Genomic DNA, 21,745 nt, shown 5'->3' on the forward strand with positions numbered 1-21,745 from the left:
CCGGGGACATGGAAAAGGTCCTGCCCGAGAAAAGATCGGTCGAACAGTGTACCTTCCAACTTCGCTTGTGTATGTCGATACCAATGAATAACTTGGGTGGGGCAGTTTGTTGTGTTTTCATATCTTTTGATTTTGGTGAATCTTAAAGATACTCGACAGGCTGCTTTTACATAGATGCTATAAGTAATTGCTTGTTCTTGCCTACTTCTGAAAATCCTCGCGGATTTTCAGCTTGGTGTGTACTTGCAAAGTTAAGTGCTAACCCACGCAACCACTCATAGCCGGGACCGATGATGTACAATTCACCTAAAGGTGAACCCAAGTCGCTACATTGTCGCCAAAGGCTCCAATTCCCGCCCCTTGGGATTTGTACATCATCGCAGGGCCATGCCAGTTTGCATAATCCGTAGGATGAGGGACCTGCGAACTTTTATCACCTTTAGGCGCCATCGAGGAAAACTGTACATATCAACGGCTACCAGCCCGACAAAGCCTTTCTGGCGGGTATGCAACCTGGCCACGTTCAACACGTATTTGTAAATTTATCCCAACAAGTTGCGTAAATTTAAAATCCGTAACGTGGCTTCACATAGCCCTGCGTTGTGCTTCATTATCACAAACCGCTAACTAATGATAAAATTCTTTAGAAAAATCCGCCAAAACTTACTTATGGAAAACAAAACTGGAAAGTATTTTAAATATGCCGTTGGAGAAATTATACTAGTAGTAATCGGAATTTTAATCGCGTTACAGATTAATAATTGGAATGAAAATAGAAAAAGCACAAAAATTCGCAATAATTACTATAGACAGGTGTTACAAGATTTAGAAAAGGACACTATTTATATTAATAGAGTAATTGTATATCTTGATTCGAGTCTTACATTATATCAAAACTATTTAGAAAAATTACCTGAAGCTGAAAGTATTAATGATGTTATACCTCTTATTGGTACACTTGATTGGGAATTTGGTTATTATACTTTCAATACAAATACAATAGAATCTTTACTATCTACGGGAGACATTAAATTAATGCCAGATGAAATTAGGAATGCTCTACTAGATTTGAGAACTACTCAAAATGTAATTGTTAAAACTATATCTGGGAATAATGATGTTCATTTGAAGGATAGCCAAAAAGCGGTTGGTCTTGGACCTATAAATTATATTTTAAATATAAATCCCAAACTATTGAACCAATTAATTAGGGAGGAAGATATAATTTCAGCAATTAACATCATAAATGGAACTTTTCAATTGAGAGATTATACAGATAAGAACTTACGAAAGCAAATGCAAAATATGCTAGAATCCACAAAAGAATTATCTGAATTAATCAACGAAGAGTTAAACAAATAACGAAAGCACAACAATGGCTCCTATGAAAAGCCCTAGTCCAGTTCTCTAAAGTTAGTATTTAATTTTCAATTACTTCATAATGATGGTTTTGGGGTGTTGAATCGTTGATAATTCCGAAAGGATTATCAACCATTCAATACCATATAACTTGCTCGGCATCCTATATGGGATACACTTATTTTTGTGTTCACCGGCATCTGAATGATCATAAGCCATAATAAGTTTGGCAACTTACAAACCGATTTGTTTCCCGATAGCTATCGGGAATGTTCCCAATACCGTGAAAACCACGATAAACGGCCAAGGAGTGGCCGTATCGATGACCGATAATCCGGTTCAAAATATCCATATACAGCCATATAACCGAACCATCGTCACAGGTTTTCACTGTATTTCCATAAAATTCGCCACCAGCGCTTCAACTCGCACGTTGCTTTCGCAAACGCCGCGCTATGCGCGCCGTTGGTTTTAATTTGGAATGACTCAAGCTGACAAATACTTTGAATCATTTTTTACATATTTCGAGATTATTGCCCAAAGACCTTTTTCATTCGAATCGGTTGACTATAAAAAAAAGACTACAGACGCTGTCTTTGTGGAGTTGATAGTATTTATTTTAAAGTAGATGAAGATATTGTTGAAATAATGGCAATTATCGGAAAATAAGATTTGAATGAAAAACTGTTGTCTACAATAGTAACCGTTGCACAAGTCTAAATTTCTAATAAAATAGGATTTTCCTGATTTTAAGAATCTGGAAGTTGCTGGTTCTTAAGTGTATATTATTTTTCGAAACTTCTATTAATTCATAATTTGATTAAAAAAGAAGTTGTGCAACAACCACACGCTTTATAATTAATTGTGGTCTGCTTTCCCAAATGGCAATCCATTGCAATTAACTATCTTCGGTACAAGCGGACATTTTCCTGGCTTCGACTGCGCTCAGCCTACATGAAAAGTCCGCAACTAATCATAACCTCACCGTTAAATGTAGAAATATGAAATTTAGAAAAGCTTCCAAGTTCCTTTATTGTTTGGTTTTGTTTTTTCTGTATAATTCTGTTCTATCGCAAGATTTAAAGCACGAAAAGATGGAGCAACTAAGCTTCTTGGTTGGAGAATGGGTGGGTACATCAAAAATTTATGAAAACGGGATTGTCACCAAAACAGGTTCTGCCTACGAAAAAATCTCCTATGATTTAAACAGTAGCATTCTGGTCATTGAGTTGAATACCGAGTTTCTGCAACTCCATACAATAATCCTCTACGATGAGGCGGACGAAAAATATTACTACTATCGATTTTCTAAAGAAGGGGCCGCTAGATACCCCGCAGAATTTAAGGAGGAACAACTCATTGTGTGGAAAGATGAAAAGACCAGATTCTTTTTTGGCAGCACACCTGAAGGGGGCTTTAAAGAATATGGGGAACAATTGATCGATGGAGATTGGGTAAAAATTTTCGAAGATACTTTTAAGAATACGCAGTAAATGAATTATCAAACACATCCATGGCTCTAAGCAATGGTGCCATTACCTCTTGTGTTTTTAGCTCTCTGTGTATGCCAAAAAAAAATCCATATCCTACCCATTAGTCTATTGGCAATAATTGTATTCAAAAACCTACAAAAAATGTTTAATGAAAAAATTGACTTAGCTACATGGGAAAGAAAAGAGCATTTTGATTTTTTTTCAATACTTTGTAGGTAAAACCAATAAACGACTTTAAAATGAAAAAAATATTCCTCCTTACCCTGATAGTCTCTCAACTCGGTTGGGTTTATGACATCAGGGCACAGCAAAAAGACAACTCCAAAAACAATAGATGGATTTCCCTATTTAACGGAGAAAATCTGGATGGTTGGAAAGTAGGGGAGAATGCCACCAGTTTTTCCATTGTGGACGGGGCCATTAAGGTTCAAGGAGATGTAGGGCATCTTTTTTATAACGGTGAAGTAGAAGGCCATCAGTTCCAAAATTTTGAGTTCAAGACTACCGTGATGACCAAACCTGGGGCAAATTCCGGGATTTACATCCATACGAAATATCAAGAAGACGGTTGGCCCTCACAAGGCTACGAAGTTCAGGTGAATAACTCCCACACGGATTGGAAACGTACCGGAAGTCTCTATGACATCGTGGATCTAAAAGAAAACTACGTACATGATGACGAATGGTATACGGAGCACATAAAGGTAGAAGGTAACAGGGTCATTGTGAAAATTAATGATATCGTTGTTGTGGATTATACGGAACCTTCCCAGCCCAAAAGAAATGAAGGCTCCATGCGGCTATTGAAGGGAGGGACTTTTGCACTACAGGCCCATGACCCCAACAGCATCGTATTTTTTAAGGACATTATGGTAAAACCCTTACCTTAAAAATAAAACTGACCAAATCCCAATTCGTTTTGCCAACTATCATAGCCGTAAGCTCAACAGCGCATATAGCAACAGTCGCCCATTTGGCTCAAACCATCTGGACCGACCATTACACGCCCATTATTGGTTCGTTACAGGTAGATTACATGTTGGCGAAATATCAGTCGGAAACGGCCATAAATGACCAAATTAAAGAAGGGTATCAGTATTATTTGATAAAAACCGATGTTGGTCATGCAGGCTATTTTGCCTTGAGCCTTCACAAAGATTTTCTTTTTTTGAGCAAGTTTTATGTGCTCAAAAACATGCGTGGAAATGGGTTGGGTAAATTGGCCCTTTCCTTCATCGAAAATAAAGCAATGGAATACCATTTGCCCAAAATAAGGCTCACTGTTAACAAGTACAATTCTAAGTCCATCTCCGCCTATAAAAAAATGGGTTTTGCCAATGTTGACTCCATCGTGCAGGATATAGGGAATGGATATGTTATGGACGATTATGTTCTTGAGAAGAATATTACTTAGAAAAACGTATACAATTCTACTTTTGCCTAACTTATATCTAAAAATATGTTGACCGAAATCCATCCCAAATTACCCATGCGCAATAAGAACAGAACCATGAACTATTATATGGATACGTTGGGCTTTCGTAATATAGGCGATGTAGATTATCCGGATTACTTGATGCTCGAGAAGGACAGTGTTCAAATCCATTTCTTCCTTTTTAAAGGTTTGGACCCCAAAGAAAATTACGGCCAGGTCTATATTCGCTGTAATGATATTGACCATTTTTATACAGCACTTCTGGAGCAAAATGTGGCCATTCATCCCAATGGGAAATTAACGGTAAAACCTTGGGGACAAAAGGAATTCTCCCTCCTTGATCCTGATAACAACTTGTTGACTTTTGGGCAAAGCCTCTGATTGATTTAAATAATTGTTTATCAGCATTTTAAAATAAAAATAAAAAATCCCAACGGATCGATTTTAAATCGACCTTCGCGCGAAAAATCAATGACCTTACCGCAAAAAGTAACGTTGATAGAACAGTTGTTCCATCAACTGGAAAAGGAAACCGCAGCTTTTCAAAATAATACGGGTTTAAGTTGTCTTTCCGGCTGTGGAAGGTGCTGCACCCATCCAGCTATAGAAGCGTCCCCATTGGAGTTTTTACCATGGGCCTTTCACTTGTTTTTAACCGGTGAGGCAGAAAAAATGTTGCAGATCCTTAGGGAGATTCAAACCCCTACCTGCGTAAACTACCAGCCACTTACCCTTGTAGACCAAGGCCATTGCAAAACCTATAGGTATCGCGGGCTTATATGCCGGTTGTTCGGCTACGGGGCCAGTACCGATAAATATGGCAAGCTTAGACTGGCAACTTGTAAGGTCATAAAGGAGGGGCAAGCGGAAAATTTTGCATCGGCTTCGGAAAAAATAAGCCAAGGCCTTTCCGTTCCGGTTTTTACGGAATACTACATGCAGCTCAACCAGATTGATTTTCGTTTGGGAAATATCATTGTACCCGTAAACAAGGCGTTACGATTGGCCTTGGAAGAAGTGTTGCAATACTATGCCTATAGACCCTTGCCACTTTCTGACAAGGAGTGCGTTTAAAACGCATTAGAACTAATCTTTGATTTAATGGAGTTAAGCATAGGAATGCCCATGGCTTACCTTGTTTCTCTATTAATCCGGATGCTAATTGCTGTCTCATTTAATAAGCTGGCCAAGTTAGAGTCCCCAAAAAGATTTAGAAATGAACATTTATAAAGCCATCAAGGACGATCATGATATCCAACGGGAATTATGCTCCAAAATCCTAAAAACCTCAGGAGATTCCGAAAAAAGAAGGGATATCTGGGAGGAATTGAAGAAGGAATTGGAAGTACATGAAGTTGCGGAAGAGCGATATTTTTATTCTCCATTGATAGATTCCGATAAGATGCAGGAAGATGCCAGACACGGCATGGCAGAACACCATGAAATGGACGAACTCATAGAAGAACTGGACGATACCGATATGAGTTCCCCACATTGGTTGGCCACTATGCAAAAACTTGCCGAGAAGGTAGAACACCACTTGAAGGATGAGGAAGAGGACTTCTTTAAAAAGGCAAAGAAAATCTATTCCAGTGAAGAAGCGGAATCCCTAGCCAAAAGCTATGGGGAAACGGTTTCAGAATATAGAAAGGGATGGCCAGAAGCCATTCCCGGCAAATAATAAATAGTTGCTATTTCAACAAAAATCCGCAGGGAGATTTTATACTCCCTGGCGGTTTGAACAACTAACCAACCTAAAAACTATTTTGCTCGCTTCCTTACCACATCCATGGTAGGATTGGAAGTCTTTATTCTTTTCTTAGCTACGGTACCCTTGCCCGTTTTTAAATATTGCTGATATCCCCTACCCTTAAATTCGTAGATAGTTCCGCTATCTGGGTGATATAATTCTATAGTGCCATCATTGACCACATATAGCTCAAAATAATCGTTGCCAAAAAAATCATAATCCAAGGTCAAGGTCTTTAAGGAAGTATCGTTGGCAACATCATAGACCTGATAATTCCCTTCATAATCCCACTGCAGACTACCCAAGGACGTTCCGGGAGCATCCACCGAAGAACGGAAGAAATTGGGCAAAAACTGTAGAAAGTTCTCATCGTCAAAATCGTTCAATTTCCCTTCCACACTGGTATAGGTCTTTTCCCAAGCATCGTACTCCTGGATGAAGTAGTTGATGTTATCATAAAATACCTGGTCGTAATCAAAATTGTTTCTTTGATAACCTTGAAGTATATATGATGTGTCCGTGCTGGGGTCGTAAAGCTCTATCGTACTTCCATTAACGGCATACACCTCCAATAACCATGTTCCGTCCACATCATGATCTATTTCTACCACGCCACGGTACGTATCATAAAAACCAACGTCGATTCCAAACCCGTTTCCGGTCTTCCCGATGCCCACAATATTGTTGTTGGCATAAAAAGTACCACGATCAAAACTAACGGTAAAGGCCCTTTGTAAAAAAGGAACTTCGCCACTTCCACGGGTTTCATTGATATCTACATACCATAGGTCATACGATTGCAAAACCTGATCCGTATTAAAGGCGGATTCCTCAATGAATTGATCCTCAATAAGTACATCTGCATAGCAGGAAACCAATAAAGTCGCCAGTAATGCATATCCAAAAAGTAGTTTTACATGTTTCATAACCCTCAGTTTTAATTCTAGAACAAATAAAACAAGCACCGTGCCAAAACAGCGAACACGTTGATTTACAGCGCATATACCACTACCAATAATTTGGTAATTTAGCGGCATTATATAAATGGATATGAAGAACGAGATGAAATTTGCGGTTTTGGGCGGAGGTAGTTGGGCAACGGCCATTGTAAAAATGTTGACCGCGAATCAAGATATGGTAGGCTGGTATATGAGAAACTCTGATGCCATTGGTTACCTTAAAATTCAAAAGCACAATCCCAACTATCTTACCTCGGTCGAATTCAAGACGGAGCAGTTGCTCTTGACCGATGACATCAATGAAATAGTACATTATGCCGATGTCTTGATATTTGCCATACCATCGGCTTTTTTAATGCAAGAGCTAGCTAAACTTTCCGTTGCCTTGGACGATAAAATCATATTTTCCGCCATTAAAGGTATCGTGCCCGAAACTGGAAAAATTGTTGGCGAACATTTTCATGATACCTATAACATTCCTTTTGAGAATATTGGGGTGATTACAGGGCCATGCCATGCGGAGGAAGTTGCCATGGAACGACTTTCGTATTTGACCATTGCCTGTGCAGATTCCAAAAAGGCTAAGTTAGTGGCCAAAAATTTGTCCAGCAATTTTATCAAGACGAAAATAACCAAGGATATTATTGGTACGGAGTATGCCGCCATGCTAAAGAACATTTATGCCATAGCTGCGGGTATTGCCCACGGTCTTGGTTACGGCGACAACTTTCAAAGTGTATTGATGAGCAATGCCATTCGAGAAATGAAACGGTACACGAAGCGAATCCATAATATAGACCGAAACATCAACCAATCTGCTTATTTAGGGGATTTACTGGTTACCGGATATTCCACATTTAGTAGAAATAGAATGTTTGGGAACATGATCGGAAAGGGATATACCGTAAAAAGCGCCCAAATGGAAATGAGTATGGTCGCCGAAGGGTATTACGCCACCAAAAGTGCCTACCAAATAAAGAACGATTTTAAAAAGAAGGTAAAGACTCCCATCATCGATGCGGTGTATGAGGTGCTCTATGAAAACAAAAATGCCAAAAAAGTCTTCGCTGCTTTGACAGAGAAGCTGGATTAAGCTCTATTCAATGAAAAATCCGAATGTTCCTTGATTTCATTTTCCAAGGTTTTCTGCCAAGCTTTTAGATGAGCATCGTCCGATTTCAAAATAACCTTAAATTCATTTAGGACCGGATTCATATACTGAGTAATACTCTCAATGTCAAAATAGAGCCTACCCGTACGCCTAATAAAGAAATCCATGGGGTTTAGCACCATTTCGTTGTAGAATCCGTACTCCAACTCCGCCAAAACAAGTTTGGTAGCATTGTCCTTTTCAGTTCTTTTTCCATAAAGCTCAAGGATTGCCTCCGTTTGCTCACCATAATTCGTAACCAAAAACCACGCGTCATGTTTGGAAAAACGTTCGGGCTTGATGCGTTCGTACACCTTGTCAATGTATTTTTTCACGTGTTTGAACTTCTTGAAATTATCGTTTCCGCAGAGCGAAATCTTGTCCGTATAGCATTTCTTGGTTTCGGTATTGTGTTCCTGTTTCAGTTTCTCCACTACGCGGTCCACGACGCGTTCCGCCATTTTACGGTAACCCGTAAGCTTTCCACCCGCTATACTGATGAGCCCCGTATCCGAAACAAAAATCTCGTCCTTTCTAGATAATTCGGAAGCGGATTTTCCTTCTTCATGAATCAAAGGTCTAAGACCTGCCCAGGAAGAAACAATATCATCCAGTTCCAGATTGATATCCGGGAACATATTGTTCACTGCCGAAATAAGATAGATGGCATCGGCAATATCCGTTCGAACCTTGTCCTTATTATCGTTATAATTAGTATCCGTAGTCCCTACATAAGTTATCTTCCCCCTTGGAATGGCGAACATCATTCGGCCATCGGGAATATCAAAATAAACAGATTGTTTTACGGGAAGCTTTTCATATGGAAAAACCAAATGGACTCCTTTTGTTAAGTGCAGTTGCTTACCTTTTTTGGAATTGTTGAGCACCCTAAGGTCGTCTACCCAAGGTCCCGCAGCGCTAATGACGTATTTGGACTTGATTTCAAAATCCGTCCCAGTAACCTCATCCCGTACTTGTACACCGGCAACCTTTTCATTTTTATACAAAAAATCGGTTACCACGGCGTAGTTCAAGGCCTGCGCGCCGAAAAGCAAGCTTGTCTTTATATTTTCAATGGTGAGCCTGGCATCGTCCGTTCTATATTCGGCATAATAACCCGCTCCGTTCAATATCTTTTTGGGCAAAAGGGGTTCCAATTTCAAGGCTTCCTTTTTCTCCAACATTTGCCGTTTATCATCTCCTGAAACCTGGGCCAAAATATCGTATACCTTTAGTCCGATGGAGGTCAGCCATTTCCCATAGGAGCCATTCTCGATTAATGGCAACAACATTTTCTCTGGAAGCACCAAGTGAGGAGCCAATTTATGTACAATGGCCCTTTCCGAACCCACTTCCTTAACCAGCCAAAAATCGAATTGTTTTAAATAGCGTAAGCCCCCGTGTATCAATTTGGTAGACTTGCTACTGGTACCGGATGCAAAATCATTTTTTTCCAGCAAAGCTACTTTCAAGCCCCTGGACGCTGCATCCAAGGCTATACCGGCCCCGGTAATCCCTCCGCCGATAATCACCAGATCAAAAGATTCGGTTTTTAACCGTTCAATATATTTCTCGCGGTTTAAATTGGAAAACTCTATGTGCTGCATAACTTTCTTTCTTCCATAAAGATAAGATGTAAGGCACCCGCATGAACTGCCATACTTCTTAATTTAATGATAAAATAACAGGCTTATTCCTCTTCCCAAGCTTTAGATCGTTCCACGGCCTTTTTCCATTGGGCATATAATCGTCTTCTTTTTGCCCGATCGAATTTTGGTTTGAAGATTCTGTTCATAGGTCGGTTCTCATCAATATCCGCTTGTGTCCAAAGCCCCACTTGGATACCTGCCAAAAAAGCGGCTCCCATGGCGGTGGACTCTATCACTTCGGGCCGATGCACTTCACTATCCAAGATATCGGCCTGAAACTGCATAAGGTGATTGTTTGCACAAGCACCACCATCTACCCTTAGGTTTTTTAACTGTAATCCGGAGTCATCCTCCATGGCCTTTAGAATATCCTTTGTCTGATAAGCAAGTGACTCCAAGGTTGCTTTGGCTAAATGCGCCTTGCCCGTATCCCTGGTCAACCCAAAAATGGCTCCACGGGCGTACATATCCCAATAAGGTGCACCCAGCCCTGCAAAGGCCGGCACAACGTATACGGAACTTTCTCCCTCTACCGAATCCGCGAGCGCCTCGGTTTCCTTGGCATCTTTTATAAGTTCCAGGCCATCACGTAACCACTGTATTGCCGCCCCTGCGATGAAAATACTGCCTTCAAGAGCATAATTGACCTTGCCATTCAAGCCATAGGCAATAGTGGTCAATAAACCATTCTTTGAAAATTGGGGTTCTTCGCCGGTGTTCATCAGCATAAAACAGCCAGTACCATAGGTGTTTTTTGCGGTTCCCTTTTTAAAACATCCCTGTCCAAACAAAGCGGCCTGCTGGTCACCGGCAATCCCCGCTATGGGGATTTTAACTCCGTCGATTTCAAAATCCCCAAAATGGAATGCCGAGGGTTTTACTTCGGGCAGCATGCTTTTTGGAATATTCATGGCACTTAATAGCCGATCGTCCCATTTTAAATTTACAATATCATACAAGAGGGTTCTTGAGGCATTGGTATAGTCCGTGAAATGGTTTTTGGTCGTGGTCATATTCCATACCAACCAAGTATCTATGGTTCCAAACAGCAATTCGCCCTTATCGGCTTTCTCCCTAGCACCTTCCACGTTATCCAAAATCCATTGGACCTTGGTTCCGGAAAAATAAGAATCAATGACCAAGCCCGTAGTTTTTCGTACATGCTCGGTAAGACCTTCCTTTTTAAGATGCTCACAAATGTTTGCTGTACGTTTGTCCTGCCACACGATGGCATTGTAAACGGGTTTGCCCGTATTTTTGTCCCATACCACGGCGGTTTCACGTTGGTTGGTTATACCGATTCCTTTTACATCATTTAAATCGACATTATTCCCCGAAATTAGTTCTTTTAAAACACCCAGTTGTGTTTCCAAAATTTCAATGGCATCGTGCTCTACCCAACCCGACTTGGGGAAAATCTGTTTGAACTCCTTTTGCGCCATCCCTTGAATTCTCCCTTCTTCATCTACTAGCAATGCACGCGAACTTGTCGTTCCCTGATCTAACGATATAATATATGCTCCCATAAAATCTTTTGAATTTAAATACAGCCAAAGCTGCATTTCTTAGAAAGATAATAGGATTTAATTAGTTTTCAAAGGAAATGGTGACTTCCCTAATATGTAAGTGATTTTACTTTTCCCAGGAATACTCCCGTTCTACCTTACAAATTCTAACTTTGTAGTTTTTATACCAGTCACTAATTCCTTTGGACTGCGCCAACATATGTTCAGAATTGCTTTTCCAATGGGCAATGGCCTCCAAACTTTTCCAATAACTTACCGTTATTCCGATATCTTCCCTTGCACTTTCAATACCTAGATAACCGGGTTGGGTTTTGGCCAATTCATCCATGGCCTCTGCCATTTTCGAATAACCATGATCACCATCCGTACGAACGGAAGTGAAGATTACGGCATAATAGGGTGTGGTTTTCATCTAGTCAATAAACTCCTTTTCTAAAAAATAATCTACAATGGCCTCTTTCATTAAAACGGCCTGCTCACCAGCCTTTAAAGGTGGAAGATTTTCCTTGATTTTGTAATGTGGCCAACCATCATCATCGAAAAATTCAAATTCATAATACCCATACGGTTCCAACAATCTGCAAATAGCAATATGCATCAAATCCAATTTGTCGTCTTTCTTGTACTTTCTGTGGTATTGGCCAAGTTCCTGCACACCTACCAAGTATATAATGGCATCCATCTCCAGGGGATCCCCATCAGAAAATCTATTGGACAATTTTAGCACCAATACTTCCCATCTTTCCTTCAATAAAATATCCCTGGCCATAGAATTTCGTTAGAATGTATTGATAGTATTTTAAAGGTATAAAGGTACTAATCTAAAGTTTTATATTTGTTGAAACTAGTGAAATGAATTTTTTGGACATTGTACTGGGATTGCTTCTTTTATGGGGTCTTTGGAAAGGACTTAGCAATGGCCTTTTAGTGGAGATAGCCTCTATCATCGCCATAATTGCAGGTATTTATGGAGCGATTCATTTTTCTTACATCGCGGGTGATTATTTATCTGAAAGAATGGACTGGGATGAAAAGTTCATCAATATTGCCGCTTTGGTCATTACTTTTATTTTAATCGTGATGGCCGTACATCTTTTGGGAAAGATATTGACCAAAATAATCGATATAGCCATGTTGGGTATTCTAAACAAACTGGCAGGAGCCATCTTTGGTATTTTGAAGGTGGCCGTAATTCTTGGGGCGCTTTTGGTGTTCTTGGAACGCTTGAACACTAATTTTGTTTTCCCTAACCAGGAGATGAAGGCCAATTCCGTTCTATACGACCCTTTAATAGACATTGGTGCCTTTCTTTTTGACAATGTACTCCAAAGTGATTTAACGGAAGAACTTCCTTGATCGACCAAAAACCCTAATTTTCAGACCAAAAACATTTTCTCCTAGATTCTAGGCATTTGGTCGAAAAATAGATGGGTTTCAACATGACCAACGTGTATTTTAAGTAATATTACAATGTTGATTTCCCCGATCAACACGAGAACAGAAACCCTATCTTACTTTCCTACGAAGCTATCCTGAACGGCCTGCTTACAAAGAGAACACTATATGAAAATGAGATTGCTATTCGCTATCCCGGTGTTGTTTGTATTGCTCCATTCTTGTACGGCCGAACCCTTGCAGGACGATACAATTATTGAGGAAGCCCAGAATAATGCATTTCTGGAACAGGAAGTACTGAGCATAGTTAACGATCACAGAGTATCTTTAGGCCTGAACAAACTTGAGTTCAGTGAAATCGCCTACAAGTATGCGAACAAGCATACGGACTACATGATAGCCAAAGGGAGTTTAAGCCATGACAATTTTAGCGCTAGGGCGTCCAGCATTAATTCTGAGGTTACCGTAAAGATGGTAGCGGAAAATGTGGCCAAGGATTACGATACGGCCATGGAAGCCTTTGAGGGATGGTATCGGAGCGCCAGCCATAAAAAGACCATGGAGGGCGAATTTTCACATACAGCGGTCAGCGTTAAAAAGAACGCCCAAGGCGACTTTTACTATACACAGCTTTTCTATCAGGAATAGGTGTAGCTTTCAATGCCCATATTCTCAATACACTTACAGGGAACGGCTATAAAAAGTCGATAAAAAGAACATGTAGTTAGTCGATTATCGTCTATTTTACGGTGTTTGTCTTATCATCGAATTTGTTATCCACCATAAAGATAAAATATTGATCCAGGTTTCATTTGGGGATACCTTTGCCCCATAGAATAGAAATCCCCCGGAATGAGAACAATTAATAAAATGTTCTATGTATTGGTCCTTATAGCAGTTCAATCCTGTTCAAAGGACACGTATGTAGAAATGGAAGAACAAAGTAATTTGGGCTTTTCCGTTGCCTCAAATATTCAAACAACACAGGAAAACGAGCTTTTTGATTTGGTGAACGAACATAGATTATCTTTAGGTCTAAATGAACTTCAATTTGAAATAACGAGTTATCAACAGGCAAGTGAACATAATGATTATATGATATCTAAGGGGCAAATAAGCCATACTAATTTTAATACACGCGCAGAAAATATTTCCGCTAAAACGGGAGCCACGGACGTAACGGAGAATGTTGCCAAAGATTATGATACAGCTGCTGAAGCCTTTGAAGCTTGGTTGGACAGCCCAAACCATAGAAAAAACTTGGAAGGGGATTACACCCATTCCGCTTTGAGTATCCTCCCTGACGAAGAGGGAGAGTTGTACTTCACACAAATTTTTATTAGATAAGGTTATTACTGATTTGATTTTACAATGGAACCCTTGTGAGAGCAGGGGTTTTTTTATGACCAATTCCCAATTAGTTCTTCACTTTTTTTACCTTTAGAAAAACTAAGATTATGGGAATAAAACCTCCATTCAACCTCAATCAATGGATTGAGGAAAACAGACAAACATTAAAACCCCCAGTAGGCAACAAAAACCTTTACAAAGATGCCGGGGATTACATTGTTATGGTCGTGGCAGGACCAAATGCTAGAAAAGATTACCATTATAACGAAACAGAAGAACTTTTTTATCAGTTGGAGGGTACTATTGAAGTTCACATTCAGGAGGATGGCAAAAAGAAAACCATGAAATTGGGCCCGGGAGACATGTACCTGCATCCTGCCAAGGTTCCCCATTCGCCCGTAAGGCATGAGCATTCCATTGGTCTGGTCATTGAGCGTAAGAGGGCGGACATGAATGTAGATGATGGACTTCTATGGTTTTGTGATAACTGTAACCATAAACTTTATGAGGCTTACTTTACCTTGAACGATATAGAAAAAGACTTTTTGGCCCACTTTAAACATTTTTATAGCTCAGAGGAACTACGAACCTGTGACAAATGTGGTACCGTTATGCCGGTTGACGAACGTTTCATAGCAAAAGAAGAGTAATGTTAATCTTGGCTAAAGGGATTACGGTTTTGGTTGCATTGATGCATTGTTACTTTTTATGGTTGGAAATGTTTGCCTGGACCACCAAGGCTAAAAAGGTATTTCGAAATTTTCCTGATGAACTATTTGAACCCACCAAAAGTATGGCAGCCAACCAGGGATTGTACAATGGGTTTTTGGCCGCAGGTCTATTGTGGTCCTTAATCATATCCTCGCCGGAATGGTCCGTAAATATTGCCCTTTTCTTTTTGGCCTGCGTCTTTATTGCTGGTGTATATGGGGCAATTTCCGTCTCAAAAAAAATATTTTACGTACAGGGACTCCCTGCATTGTTGGGAATCATCGTTTGGTCCGCCCTTAAGTTTGGTTTGTAAAGAGCAAACTATTCTTCGTATTTTTGTTTAAATATAACATCAGGGGATAAAAAAGTTACAAATGTCAGAAATTGCTAAAGAATTTGGAATAGTTGATGCCTTATCGGCCTTAGGCCTAAAAGAAAACAACAACGGCTCTTCAACGGGCATAGAAAATTTTGCAACAGGAAATACTATTGAATCCTATTCGCCAGTTGACGGCTCTTTAATAGGCAAGGTAATATCAACCTCCAGAGAGGACTATGAAAAAGTGATGGAGAAGGCCACCAATGCCTTCAAAATTTGGAGAAAAATGCCCGCTCCCCAACGTGGGGAAATTGTACGTCAATTTGGTAATAAACTTCGGGAGCTAAAGGAGCCCCTGGGGAAGCTGGTTTCCTTTGAAATGGGTAAAAGTTATCAGGAGGGCTTGGGAGAAGTTCAGGAAATGATAGACATCTGCGATTTTGCAGTGGGCCTATCACGACAACTCCACGGACTTACCATGCACTCCGAACGCCCTGGACACAGAATGTACGAGCAATACCATTCCTTGGGAGTCGTAGGGATAATTTCTGCCTTTAACTTTCCCGTGGCCGTCTGGGCCTGGAATACGGCCTTGGCCTGGGTATGCGGAGATGTCTGTGTATGGAAGCCATCGGAAAAAACACCTTTGTGCGGTATCGCCTGCCAGAACATTGCGGCGGCCGTTTTCAAGGAAAACAATCTACCCGAGGGTATTTCATGCCTTATCAATGGCGATTACCAAGTTGGCGAATTTATGACACAGGACAAAAGGATTCCGTTGGTATCCGCAACGGGATCTATCCGCATGGGAAAAATAGTGGCCCAAGCAGTGGCCGCTAGGCTGGGAAAATCCTTATTGGAGCTGGGCGGCAACAATGCCATTATCGTAACACCCGATGCGGATATCAAAATGACGGTCATTGGAGCTGTTTTTGGCGCAGTAGGTACCGCAGGACAGCGTTGCACCTCCACCAGAAGGTTGATTATACACGAATCCATATACGATACGGTAAAGGATGCCTTGGTATCCGCATACCAACAATTGCGAATTGGCAATCCCTTGGATGAGAACAACCATGTAGGTCCACTTATTGACACCCACGCCGTCACCCTTTACAAACAAGCTCTCCAACAGGTCGTTGAAGAAGGCGGTAACCTAATCGTTGAAGGTGACGTACTTCAAGGTAAGGGCTATGAAAGTGGTTGTTATGTAAAACCCGCCATAGCGGAAGCCAAAAATGATTACAAAATCGTTCAACACGAGACCTTTGCTCCCGTCCTGTATTTGCTAAAATATTCCGGCGATGTAGAAAATGCCATAGAAAAGCAGAATGGAGTGGTTCAAGGACTTTCATCCGCTATTATGACGAACAATTTACGGGAAGCGGAAAAATTCCTTTCCGTAGCAGGAAGCGATTGTGGCATTGCCAATGTAAATATTGGAACCTCCGGAGCAGAAATTGGTGGTGCCTTTGGTGGTGAAAAAGAAACGGGCGGTGGCCGTGAAAGTGGTTCCGATGCTTGGAAAATCTACATGAGGAGACAGACCAATACCATTAACTATACCACCGAATTACCGCTGGCCCAGGGCATAAAATTTGACTTATAAGAGATGGAACACAAACGGCGGCCTATACTTTAGGCCGCTTTTTGGTTAGGCCCGTTCTGTGTCCAACTACCTTCCAATAAATTCTGGATTCCCAGAATCACGAACATACATAGCAATTTAAATGCTTCGATAATTCCTTTTTTGAGCTTTTTCATAGTGTTCATTTTCACATCTTAAAGTAGCGCAATCAAGTAGATGCTTTCTACATACTTGTATATTTGGAACTATAGCCTGTACATCAAGATAATTGATTATCACATCCAAAAAAAAGCTCCATGCTTACTACAAAGATGGAGCCCTTTACTTAAACCAACTAACTCAAATATTACTATTAACTATTACAATGCCGCAACTTGGTGGGGAGTAATAGAGATCCTATTATTTGTTCAAGTAAGTTCTTAAAAATTGATTTTATTTAAAAACGGATTTATACCGATGATCACCCTAGATGTACGAATGGAAAAAATATCTGTGTAATTGGAAATTTGTTTTTTGCTGATTACTAGTGATTAAGGTGTAAAAAAACGAAAAAAATTAAGAAATTTTTAATACATTCGGTGCCAAACACTAAACTATTATGAACAATGAGTAAAACAACAACCAATCTATTGTTGATGTTGATTACCATTATTGCCGGCACTTATTTCTACATTAATTATTGTAGCGAATGTGGTACCATGGCAGTAGAGGAACCGCCCAAGGAAGCGGATATTCCAATAGAAGTGATCTCAACATCCAACCCTTTTGCCTTTAGCGACGGCGATTTTTCCTATGAAATCAATGACAACTATAATTTTAATGTCGCTTCATCATCGATTTTGATGCCACTTGCAACAGGCATTGGAACGGGTATCAACCAATTACAGAATTACTTTTCCGGGAATCCTGACAAAGTTATCAATGTAATAGGCTTTTATACAAGTGAAGAGGAGAACAACACGGCCTATCCAGATCTGGGACTTGCAAGGGCCAATGCGGTCAAAAACCATTTAGTGGCCCAGGGTATCCCGTCTGTCCATATCAACGTCCTTAGTGAACTTAAAAATGAAATGGTTGCCAAGGACGGCATCTATTACGGGCCTATTGCCTATAATATTGATGCCAGATCTGAAACGGCGGATGAGGAGCTTTCTGCCTTGTTCGATAAAATCAATGCGGATCCCTTGATCCTGTATTTCAATACTGCAGAAGCTTCTATCAACTTGACTGCGGAGCAACGTCAAAAAGTAGCGGATATTTCCAGGTATTTGGATAAAGTGGCCGAGGCTACCGTGAGCATAACCGGACATACAGACAATACCGGATTGGCCCAAACCAACTTGAAGCTTGGACTGGACAGGGCCATTTTTGCCAAGGACTATTTAATGGGCAATGGCATATCGGCAGAAAAGATAACGACCTCCTCCAAAGGACAAACGGAACCCATTGCAGACAATGCCACTGAGGAAGGAAAGTCCAAGAACCGAAGAACTGTTGTAACCCTAAACAAATAAACCAACTAACTATTAAACATAAAAAAAATGAATTTTGAAACAATGAATATCTGGTGCTGGTTGATACCCTTATTAGTAGGTGCAATCTGTGGAATATTGGGATACCTAATAGGTAAATCTGGAAATAAAACCATTGACAATTCTGCCGAGATTAAAGTCCTGGAGGACAAAAACGCCAAACTGAAAGCCGAACTTGAGGCTTGTAATAAAAAAGCCACTACCTCCGTCAACCTTGGGGCATCTGCCGCTTCCTTTGCCGCTGGTGCTGCTGTGGCTTCCATTCCTTTTGATGCGGATGGCGCCAAGGCGATTTTTGGAAAGGCCATAAAACAGGACGACCTTAAAGTTGTGGAGGGAATAGGTCCCAAAATTGAAGGAATGTTCAAGGATGCAGGGATAAAAACCTGGAAAGCCCTCTCTGAAGCTTCCGTGGCGGATTGTCAAAAAGTATTGGACGGTGGCGGAAAACGTTATCAAGTACATGACCCGGCTTCCTGGCCCATGCAAGCCAAAATGTGCTATGAAGGAAAGTGGAAGGAATTGCTTAAATGGCAAGAAGAGCATAAACATGGAAAATTGTAATAACCAATCCAACCTAACGAAAAACCCCAACCGAAATCGGTTGGGGTTTTTTACTATTATATCAGTGCTATAGTATTACAAAGCACCATTGGCCTCCACCCATTTAAAGTGGTACTGATCCTGGGGGTACTTCATACGCTCCGCGATACGCTCCAGTCTTGCAGGCAAACTTAATAGATAGTCCCGTGCCTTTTCAGCATCTTCGTTAAGGGACCTTATGGATTCCAAATCCCAAAAGGCATTTAATTTTTTTAGGATATCTATATAATCCATGGCGGTATAAACGCCAAGACGTTGTGCACAATTGGAAAAATTCTCAAAAGCAGAACCGATCGTACCGCCAGACTCGCGTAGGAAATGGGCTGGCATGACAATTTTCTTCTTCATCATATCGGCAAATGCCAGCATCATTCCGGAAGGATCTTCACCAAAAATCGTTTTTACGAATTCCCTGTAGGCAAGGTGGTGTCTCATCTCGTCACCTGCTATAATAGTGCACATTTTACCTAATAGGGCATTTCCCTTTTTCTTGGCCATTTGCCCAACCCGTTTGTGCGAAATATTGGTAGCCAATTCCTGAAAAGAGGTGTATACAAAGTTTTTGTAGGGATCTCTGTCCGTTCCAATGTCAAAACCATCTGAAATCAGGTGCTGGGTCGTTATTTCAATTTCCCTCATATTTACCCTGCCGGACAAGTACAAGTATTTGTTCAGCACATCGCCATGCCTATTCTCCTCACCGGTCCATGCACGTACCCATTTGGCCCATCCGTTGGTCTTAAAATCACCATGTTGGTCTATACCTACCACATCCATTAACCAAGATTCGTATGTGGGCAATGCCTCTTCCGTAATAGTATCGGCAACCATGGTCACCCAAAAATCATAACCCAATTCCTTGGACTCCTCCCTAATCTCCTTCACTTTTTCCAAAAAACCATCTTCCTCAGAGTCGGGCAAAAAATCACTAGGCTGCCAAATCTTTTCAATGGGTACAAGAAAAGAATCCATAAATCCAGCGACTTTGGGCTCCAATGCCTGCATTACTTCCAGTCTTATATTTTTTTCAACCATGTCCTGTTTTTTATCAAAGTTCGGTATTAATATAATGTTTTAGTATTAAAATCAAATTCATTTTTCAATTTCTACCCTTTTCGCCTGGATAATAACTATGCACTGGATCACTTTGCCAAAATTCCTTTGTATGGACATCCAATGCGGTCAAGGGTCCCTTGAAAGCTGCCCCGGTATCTATATTCCAGACGTTCGCGGCCTTCTGCGGTGTGGTCTTACCCATTCTGGTGACAGGGGTGTGACCAATATATATTTCATCATAATGTACCAACCTTTGGGGATAGTGCTCATGGTTTTGGCTCAAGTTGGGGTTCAATGAAAGGGCGAGCTCCCAAAGCGTACGGTCCCAATAAAAGGACTTTGTAAAATATTCATGTTCAATCCCCTTTAAATGGGTAAAACCGGCATGAAGGAAGAGCTTGTTATTATCATCCAGATGATAGTTTTCCAAACTTTCGTAGAAGGAAATATGGATTTTTTTGGTTCTTTCATCGGACTTGGCATAAGATTCCGCCGTCGCCCTGCCGCCGTGCTGGAACCAAGTAGGGTTGTCCCTTCCTTGCGTAAGCCATTCATAACAGAGTTCATCGTGATTGCCCCTTAAAAAAATACAGTTGTGCGAATCCCTTAACCGTATTAGATAATCTATGGTCTCCACGGCATCGCTCCAGGCGTCTATATAGTCTCCCAAAAAAATCAAGGTATCTTCCTGTGTGACCTTTGCCCTTATCAATAAATCCTTTAACGCCCTTAATCCCGAATGGATATCCCCTATAACTAGGGTTCTTTCTGATGTCATTTTGCAAAAATCGCAAATAGTCCAATTAACACAAGGATAAAGAGTACTAAAAAAAATATTTTCCAGAAAGAGTAGGGCCTACTTCCACTTACCGTACCCGATTGCCCGTTGATATAAAAACTATATTCCTTCCCGGAATACCGGTAAGAACTAATGTATACGGGCAACAAAACGTGTTTAAAGGTTTCGTTGGAAAGTTTAATATCTGCATGTGCTATACGCTGTGTATCCCCGCCAATATCCCTTCTGATCCAATTATAGGCTATGTTCTTGGCTTCCTGAAAAGATCTGTGGTGTCCTTCCTTTAAGGAGACCGTATATTTTTCGGTCACAAATCCAGACAAATATTTGGTATTGAAAACGACCAGGTCCTTCAAGTTCCAAAAAGCCACTTTGGAGGGAATATCCTTGCTTTTTCGCTTTGAGGCATTGATCAGAATATCGTCCACAAAACCATTTACGGCACCTGAAGCATATGTCCACCGGGTTTTTCTAACTTGGCGGGTCCTTTTCCCCTTATCACTATTGTAGGTCTGGGTTTCATAATAATAATCGCCTCTTTGTCCTTGGTAGGATGCATAAAGATTGGCATCAAACGTCCAATAGGGAACGTACAATCCGTGCAGGCCTTCCGGATCTAAGGCCGCCCTTTTAAGTTTGTTGGGGGCAAACCAAAGGTTTTCCACCCAGGACTTAAAAATGCTCCTTGCCTTTTTAGAGTCCAATTGAAACGGTACGAGTGCGCCGGGCGTTATCCATCCCTCTACTTCTGCATCTTCCCGGATCAGGGGCTCACCGCAATAGACGCAATTTAACGATTTGTAGTTTTCCTCTACATGTTGGTTGGCCCCGCAGTTCTTGCAGTGTAGCAGTTCAATGGTCTCTGAATAGGCGTTCTCCCCAACAACGGTTAGATAATGAGCCAATTCCAACTCCTCAAAACTGCTTTTGGATTGTTCTATGAATTCCTCATAGCCGCAATATTCACAGATAAGCTGATGGGAACCTGGCTTAAATTTTAGTTCCGCACCACAATTGGCACATGCCTTTTTAAGTTCTGATTGTTGAATGTCTTCCATAGCAATCGTATCC

Annotated in this window: 26 protein-coding genes; 16 read left to right on the forward strand and 10 right to left on the reverse strand. The window is 40.8% G+C overall.

What is annotated here, in order from left to right; all coding sequences use genetic code 11:
- Window positions 1–306 precede the first annotated feature (306 nt).
- Window positions 307–450, reverse strand: coding sequence for a hypothetical protein (locus BFP75_RS21630; protein ID WP_165776511.1), 144 nt, complete (start codon window positions 448–450; stop codon window positions 307–309).
- Between the two features lie 180 nt (window positions 451–630).
- Here BFP75_RS21630 and BFP75_RS00570 point away from each other — a divergent pair, with 180 nt between their 5' ends.
- From BFP75_RS00570 to BFP75_RS00605, 7 genes are all read left to right on the forward strand, one after another.
- Window positions 631–1,362 (forward strand): DUF6090 family protein, encoded by a 732-nt coding sequence (locus tag BFP75_RS00570; protein ID WP_099542631.1) that lies wholly within the window; start codon window positions 631–633, stop codon window positions 1,360–1,362.
- A gap of 998 nt (window positions 1,363–2,360) precedes the next feature.
- On the forward strand, window positions 2,361–2,852 hold the full coding sequence (locus BFP75_RS00580; RefSeq protein ID WP_099542633.1) for a hypothetical protein: 492 nt from the start codon (window positions 2,361–2,363) through the stop codon (window positions 2,850–2,852).
- 239 nt (window positions 2,853–3,091) lie between these two features.
- Window positions 3,092–3,742, forward strand: a complete 651-nt coding sequence (locus BFP75_RS00585) for a DUF1080 domain-containing protein (RefSeq protein ID WP_099542635.1) — start codon at window positions 3,092–3,094, stop codon at window positions 3,740–3,742.
- 29 nt (window positions 3,743–3,771) lie between these two features.
- Window positions 3,772–4,266: a GNAT family N-acetyltransferase gene (locus BFP75_RS00590; protein WP_240531651.1), complete on the forward strand. Its 495-nt coding sequence runs from the start codon at window positions 3,772–3,774 to the stop codon at window positions 4,264–4,266.
- A 45-nt stretch (window positions 4,267–4,311) separates the two neighbouring features.
- Window positions 4,312–4,668, forward strand: coding sequence for a bleomycin resistance protein (locus BFP75_RS00595; protein ID WP_099542640.1), 357 nt, complete (start codon window positions 4,312–4,314; stop codon window positions 4,666–4,668).
- A gap of 90 nt (window positions 4,669–4,758) precedes the next feature.
- Window positions 4,759–5,361 carry a YkgJ family cysteine cluster protein gene (locus BFP75_RS00600; protein WP_099542642.1) on the forward strand — a complete coding sequence of 201 codons (603 nt, stop codon included), beginning with the start codon at window positions 4,759–4,761 and terminating at the stop codon, window positions 5,359–5,361.
- A gap of 142 nt (window positions 5,362–5,503) precedes the next feature.
- Complete coding sequence (locus BFP75_RS00605; protein ID WP_099542644.1) at window positions 5,504–5,968, forward strand: hemerythrin domain-containing protein; 465 nt, start codon at window positions 5,504–5,506, stop codon at window positions 5,966–5,968.
- A gap of 80 nt (window positions 5,969–6,048) precedes the next feature.
- On the opposite strand, the gene BFP75_RS00610 is transcribed toward BFP75_RS00605, so the two are convergent.
- Window positions 6,049–6,963, reverse strand: coding sequence for a nicotinic acid mononucleotide adenyltransferase (locus BFP75_RS00610; protein WP_099542646.1), 915 nt, complete (start codon window positions 6,961–6,963; stop codon window positions 6,049–6,051).
- A gap of 124 nt (window positions 6,964–7,087) precedes the next feature.
- Here BFP75_RS00610 and BFP75_RS00615 point away from each other — a divergent pair, with 124 nt between their 5' ends.
- Window positions 7,088–8,089, forward strand: coding sequence for an NAD(P)H-dependent glycerol-3-phosphate dehydrogenase (locus BFP75_RS00615; protein WP_099542911.1), 1,002 nt, complete (start codon window positions 7,088–7,090; stop codon window positions 8,087–8,089).
- Here the strand turns inward: BFP75_RS00615 and BFP75_RS00620 are convergent.
- From BFP75_RS00620 to BFP75_RS00635, 4 genes are all read right to left on the reverse strand, one after another.
- Window positions 8,086–9,753, reverse strand: a complete 1,668-nt coding sequence (locus BFP75_RS00620) for a glycerol-3-phosphate dehydrogenase/oxidase (protein WP_099542648.1) — start codon at window positions 9,751–9,753, stop codon at window positions 8,086–8,088. The genes BFP75_RS00615 and BFP75_RS00620 overlap by 4 nt on opposite strands.
- Before the next feature lie 83 nt (window positions 9,754–9,836).
- Complete coding sequence (gene glpK / locus BFP75_RS00625) at window positions 9,837–11,321, reverse strand: glycerol kinase GlpK (protein ID WP_099542912.1); 1,485 nt, start codon at window positions 11,319–11,321, stop codon at window positions 9,837–9,839.
- 106 nt (window positions 11,322–11,427) lie between these two features.
- Window positions 11,428–11,733, reverse strand: a complete 306-nt coding sequence (locus BFP75_RS00630) for an antibiotic biosynthesis monooxygenase family protein (protein WP_099542651.1) — start codon at window positions 11,731–11,733, stop codon at window positions 11,428–11,430.
- Complete coding sequence (locus BFP75_RS00635) at window positions 11,734–12,090, reverse strand: hypothetical protein (protein ID WP_099542653.1); 357 nt, start codon at window positions 12,088–12,090, stop codon at window positions 11,734–11,736.
- A gap of 83 nt (window positions 12,091–12,173) precedes the next feature.
- On the opposite strand from BFP75_RS00635, the gene BFP75_RS00640 reads away from it, so the two are divergent.
- The 6 genes from BFP75_RS00640 (at window position 12,174) to BFP75_RS00665 (ending at window position 16,705) form a co-directional block, all read left to right on the forward strand.
- On the forward strand, window positions 12,174–12,677 hold the full coding sequence (locus BFP75_RS00640) for a CvpA family protein (RefSeq protein ID WP_099542656.1): 504 nt from the start codon (window positions 12,174–12,176) through the stop codon (window positions 12,675–12,677).
- Window positions 12,678–12,884: 207 nt separating this feature from the next.
- Window positions 12,885–13,364, forward strand: a complete 480-nt coding sequence (locus BFP75_RS00645) for a CAP domain-containing protein (RefSeq protein ID WP_099542658.1) — start codon at window positions 12,885–12,887, stop codon at window positions 13,362–13,364.
- 204 nt (window positions 13,365–13,568) lie between these two features.
- On the forward strand, window positions 13,569–14,063 hold the full coding sequence (locus BFP75_RS00650; RefSeq protein WP_099542661.1) for a CAP domain-containing protein: 495 nt from the start codon (window positions 13,569–13,571) through the stop codon (window positions 14,061–14,063).
- 110 nt (window positions 14,064–14,173) lie between these two features.
- The gene (locus BFP75_RS00655; protein ID WP_099542663.1) at window positions 14,174–14,716 is read left to right on the forward strand and encodes a 3-hydroxyanthranilate 3,4-dioxygenase; all 543 of its coding nucleotides are present in this window, start codon (window positions 14,174–14,176) and stop codon (window positions 14,714–14,716) included.
- Window positions 14,716–15,090, forward strand: a complete 375-nt coding sequence (locus BFP75_RS00660) for a DUF1304 domain-containing protein (protein ID WP_099542666.1) — start codon at window positions 14,716–14,718, stop codon at window positions 15,088–15,090. Before BFP75_RS00655 ends, BFP75_RS00660 begins: the two co-directional genes overlap by 1 nt.
- 61 nt (window positions 15,091–15,151) lie before the next feature.
- On the forward strand, window positions 15,152–16,705 hold the full coding sequence (locus BFP75_RS00665; protein ID WP_099542668.1) for an aldehyde dehydrogenase family protein: 1,554 nt from the start codon (window positions 15,152–15,154) through the stop codon (window positions 16,703–16,705).
- A 29-nt stretch (window positions 16,706–16,734) separates the two neighbouring features.
- Here BFP75_RS00665 and BFP75_RS22530 read toward each other — a convergent pair whose 3' ends face one another.
- Window positions 16,735–16,860, reverse strand: a complete 126-nt coding sequence (locus BFP75_RS22530) for a hypothetical protein (protein WP_262497585.1) — start codon at window positions 16,858–16,860, stop codon at window positions 16,735–16,737.
- 429 nt (window positions 16,861–17,289) lie between these two features.
- On the opposite strand from BFP75_RS22530, the gene BFP75_RS00670 reads away from it, so the two are divergent.
- Entirely contained in the window at window positions 17,290–18,198 is a 909-nt protein-coding gene (locus BFP75_RS00670; RefSeq protein ID WP_099542671.1) for an OmpA family protein, read from the forward strand.
- Window positions 18,199–18,225: 27 nt separating this feature from the next.
- Window positions 18,226–18,780 carry a hypothetical protein gene (locus BFP75_RS00675; RefSeq protein ID WP_099542674.1) on the forward strand — a complete coding sequence of 185 codons (555 nt, stop codon included), beginning with the start codon at window positions 18,226–18,228 and terminating at the stop codon, window positions 18,778–18,780.
- Between the two features lie 75 nt (window positions 18,781–18,855).
- Here the strand turns inward: BFP75_RS00675 and BFP75_RS00680 are convergent, their stop codons facing one another.
- The 3 genes from BFP75_RS00680 to BFP75_RS00690 all read right to left on the reverse strand — a co-directional run bounded on the left by BFP75_RS00680 (window position 18,856) and on the right by BFP75_RS00690 (window position 21,732).
- Complete coding sequence (locus BFP75_RS00680; protein ID WP_099542676.1) at window positions 18,856–19,854, reverse strand: acyl-ACP desaturase; 999 nt, start codon at window positions 19,852–19,854, stop codon at window positions 18,856–18,858.
- A 64-nt stretch (window positions 19,855–19,918) separates the two neighbouring features.
- On the reverse strand, window positions 19,919–20,653 hold the full coding sequence (locus tag BFP75_RS00685) for a metallophosphoesterase (RefSeq protein WP_099542678.1): 735 nt from the start codon (window positions 20,651–20,653) through the stop codon (window positions 19,919–19,921).
- Window positions 20,650–21,732: a DNA helicase PriA gene (locus BFP75_RS00690; RefSeq protein ID WP_099542681.1), complete on the reverse strand. Its 1,083-nt coding sequence runs from the start codon at window positions 21,730–21,732 to the stop codon at window positions 20,650–20,652. Before BFP75_RS00690 ends, BFP75_RS00685 begins: the two co-directional genes overlap by 4 nt.
- Between the last annotated feature and the right edge of the window lie 13 nt (window positions 21,733–21,745).

Source organism: Maribacter sp. 4G9 (assembly GCF_002742265.1).
In the GTDB taxonomy this organism is placed as follows: Bacteria; Bacteroidota; Bacteroidia; order Flavobacteriales; family Flavobacteriaceae; genus Maribacter.

What these genes read in the sequence shown, in the direction of transcription:
- BFP75_RS00660 (WP_099542666.1), top strand. Translation starts at nt 14,716, where the DNA reads ATGTTAATCTTGGCTAAAGGGATTACGGTTTTGGTTGCATTGATGCAT.
- BFP75_RS00680 (WP_099542676.1), bottom strand. Translation starts at nt 19,854, where the DNA reads ATGGTTGAAAAAAATATAAGACTGGAAGTAATGCAGGCATTGGAGCCC.
- BFP75_RS00650 (WP_099542661.1), top strand. Translation starts at nt 13,569, where the DNA reads ATGAGAACAATTAATAAAATGTTCTATGTATTGGTCCTTATAGCAGTT.
- BFP75_RS00620 (WP_099542648.1), bottom strand. Translation starts at nt 9,753, where the DNA reads ATGCAGCACATAGAGTTTTCCAATTTAAACCGCGAGAAATATATTGAA.
- BFP75_RS00665 (WP_099542668.1), top strand. Translation starts at nt 15,152, where the DNA reads ATGTCAGAAATTGCTAAAGAATTTGGAATAGTTGATGCCTTATCGGCC.
- BFP75_RS00580 (WP_099542633.1), top strand. Translation starts at nt 2,361, where the DNA reads ATGAAATTTAGAAAAGCTTCCAAGTTCCTTTATTGTTTGGTTTTGTTT.
- BFP75_RS00685 (WP_099542678.1), bottom strand. Translation starts at nt 20,653, where the DNA reads ATGACATCAGAAAGAACCCTAGTTATAGGGGATATCCATTCGGGATTA.
- glpK (WP_099542912.1), bottom strand. Translation starts at nt 11,321, where the DNA reads ATGGGAGCATATATTATATCGTTAGATCAGGGAACGACAAGTTCGCGT.
- BFP75_RS00600 (WP_099542642.1), top strand. Translation starts at nt 4,759, where the DNA reads ATGACCTTACCGCAAAAAGTAACGTTGATAGAACAGTTGTTCCATCAA.
- BFP75_RS00615 (WP_099542911.1), top strand. Translation starts at nt 7,088, where the DNA reads ATGAAGAACGAGATGAAATTTGCGGTTTTGGGCGGAGGTAGTTGGGCA.
- BFP75_RS00640 (WP_099542656.1), top strand. Translation starts at nt 12,174, where the DNA reads ATGAATTTTTTGGACATTGTACTGGGATTGCTTCTTTTATGGGGTCTT.
- BFP75_RS00690 (WP_099542681.1), bottom strand. Translation starts at nt 21,732, where the DNA reads ATGGAAGACATTCAACAATCAGAACTTAAAAAGGCATGTGCCAATTGT.
- BFP75_RS00670 (WP_099542671.1), top strand. Translation starts at nt 17,290, where the DNA reads ATGAGTAAAACAACAACCAATCTATTGTTGATGTTGATTACCATTATT.
- BFP75_RS00595 (WP_099542640.1), top strand. Translation starts at nt 4,312, where the DNA reads ATGTTGACCGAAATCCATCCCAAATTACCCATGCGCAATAAGAACAGA.
- BFP75_RS00585 (WP_099542635.1), top strand. Translation starts at nt 3,092, where the DNA reads ATGAAAAAAATATTCCTCCTTACCCTGATAGTCTCTCAACTCGGTTGG.
- BFP75_RS00645 (WP_099542658.1), top strand. Translation starts at nt 12,885, where the DNA reads ATGAAAATGAGATTGCTATTCGCTATCCCGGTGTTGTTTGTATTGCTC.
- BFP75_RS00610 (WP_099542646.1), bottom strand. Translation starts at nt 6,963, where the DNA reads ATGAAACATGTAAAACTACTTTTTGGATATGCATTACTGGCGACTTTA.
- BFP75_RS00605 (WP_099542644.1), top strand. Translation starts at nt 5,504, where the DNA reads ATGAACATTTATAAAGCCATCAAGGACGATCATGATATCCAACGGGAA.
- BFP75_RS00570 (WP_099542631.1), top strand. Translation starts at nt 631, where the DNA reads ATGATAAAATTCTTTAGAAAAATCCGCCAAAACTTACTTATGGAAAAC.
- BFP75_RS22530 (WP_262497585.1), bottom strand. Translation starts at nt 16,860, where the DNA reads ATGAAAAAGCTCAAAAAAGGAATTATCGAAGCATTTAAATTGCTATGT.
- BFP75_RS00675 (WP_099542674.1), top strand. Translation starts at nt 18,226, where the DNA reads ATGAATTTTGAAACAATGAATATCTGGTGCTGGTTGATACCCTTATTA.
- BFP75_RS00655 (WP_099542663.1), top strand. Translation starts at nt 14,174, where the DNA reads ATGGGAATAAAACCTCCATTCAACCTCAATCAATGGATTGAGGAAAAC.
- BFP75_RS00630 (WP_099542651.1), bottom strand. Translation starts at nt 11,733, where the DNA reads ATGAAAACCACACCCTATTATGCCGTAATCTTCACTTCCGTTCGTACG.
- BFP75_RS00635 (WP_099542653.1), bottom strand. Translation starts at nt 12,090, where the DNA reads ATGGCCAGGGATATTTTATTGAAGGAAAGATGGGAAGTATTGGTGCTA.
- BFP75_RS21630 (WP_165776511.1), bottom strand. Translation starts at nt 450, where the DNA reads ATGGCGCCTAAAGGTGATAAAAGTTCGCAGGTCCCTCATCCTACGGAT.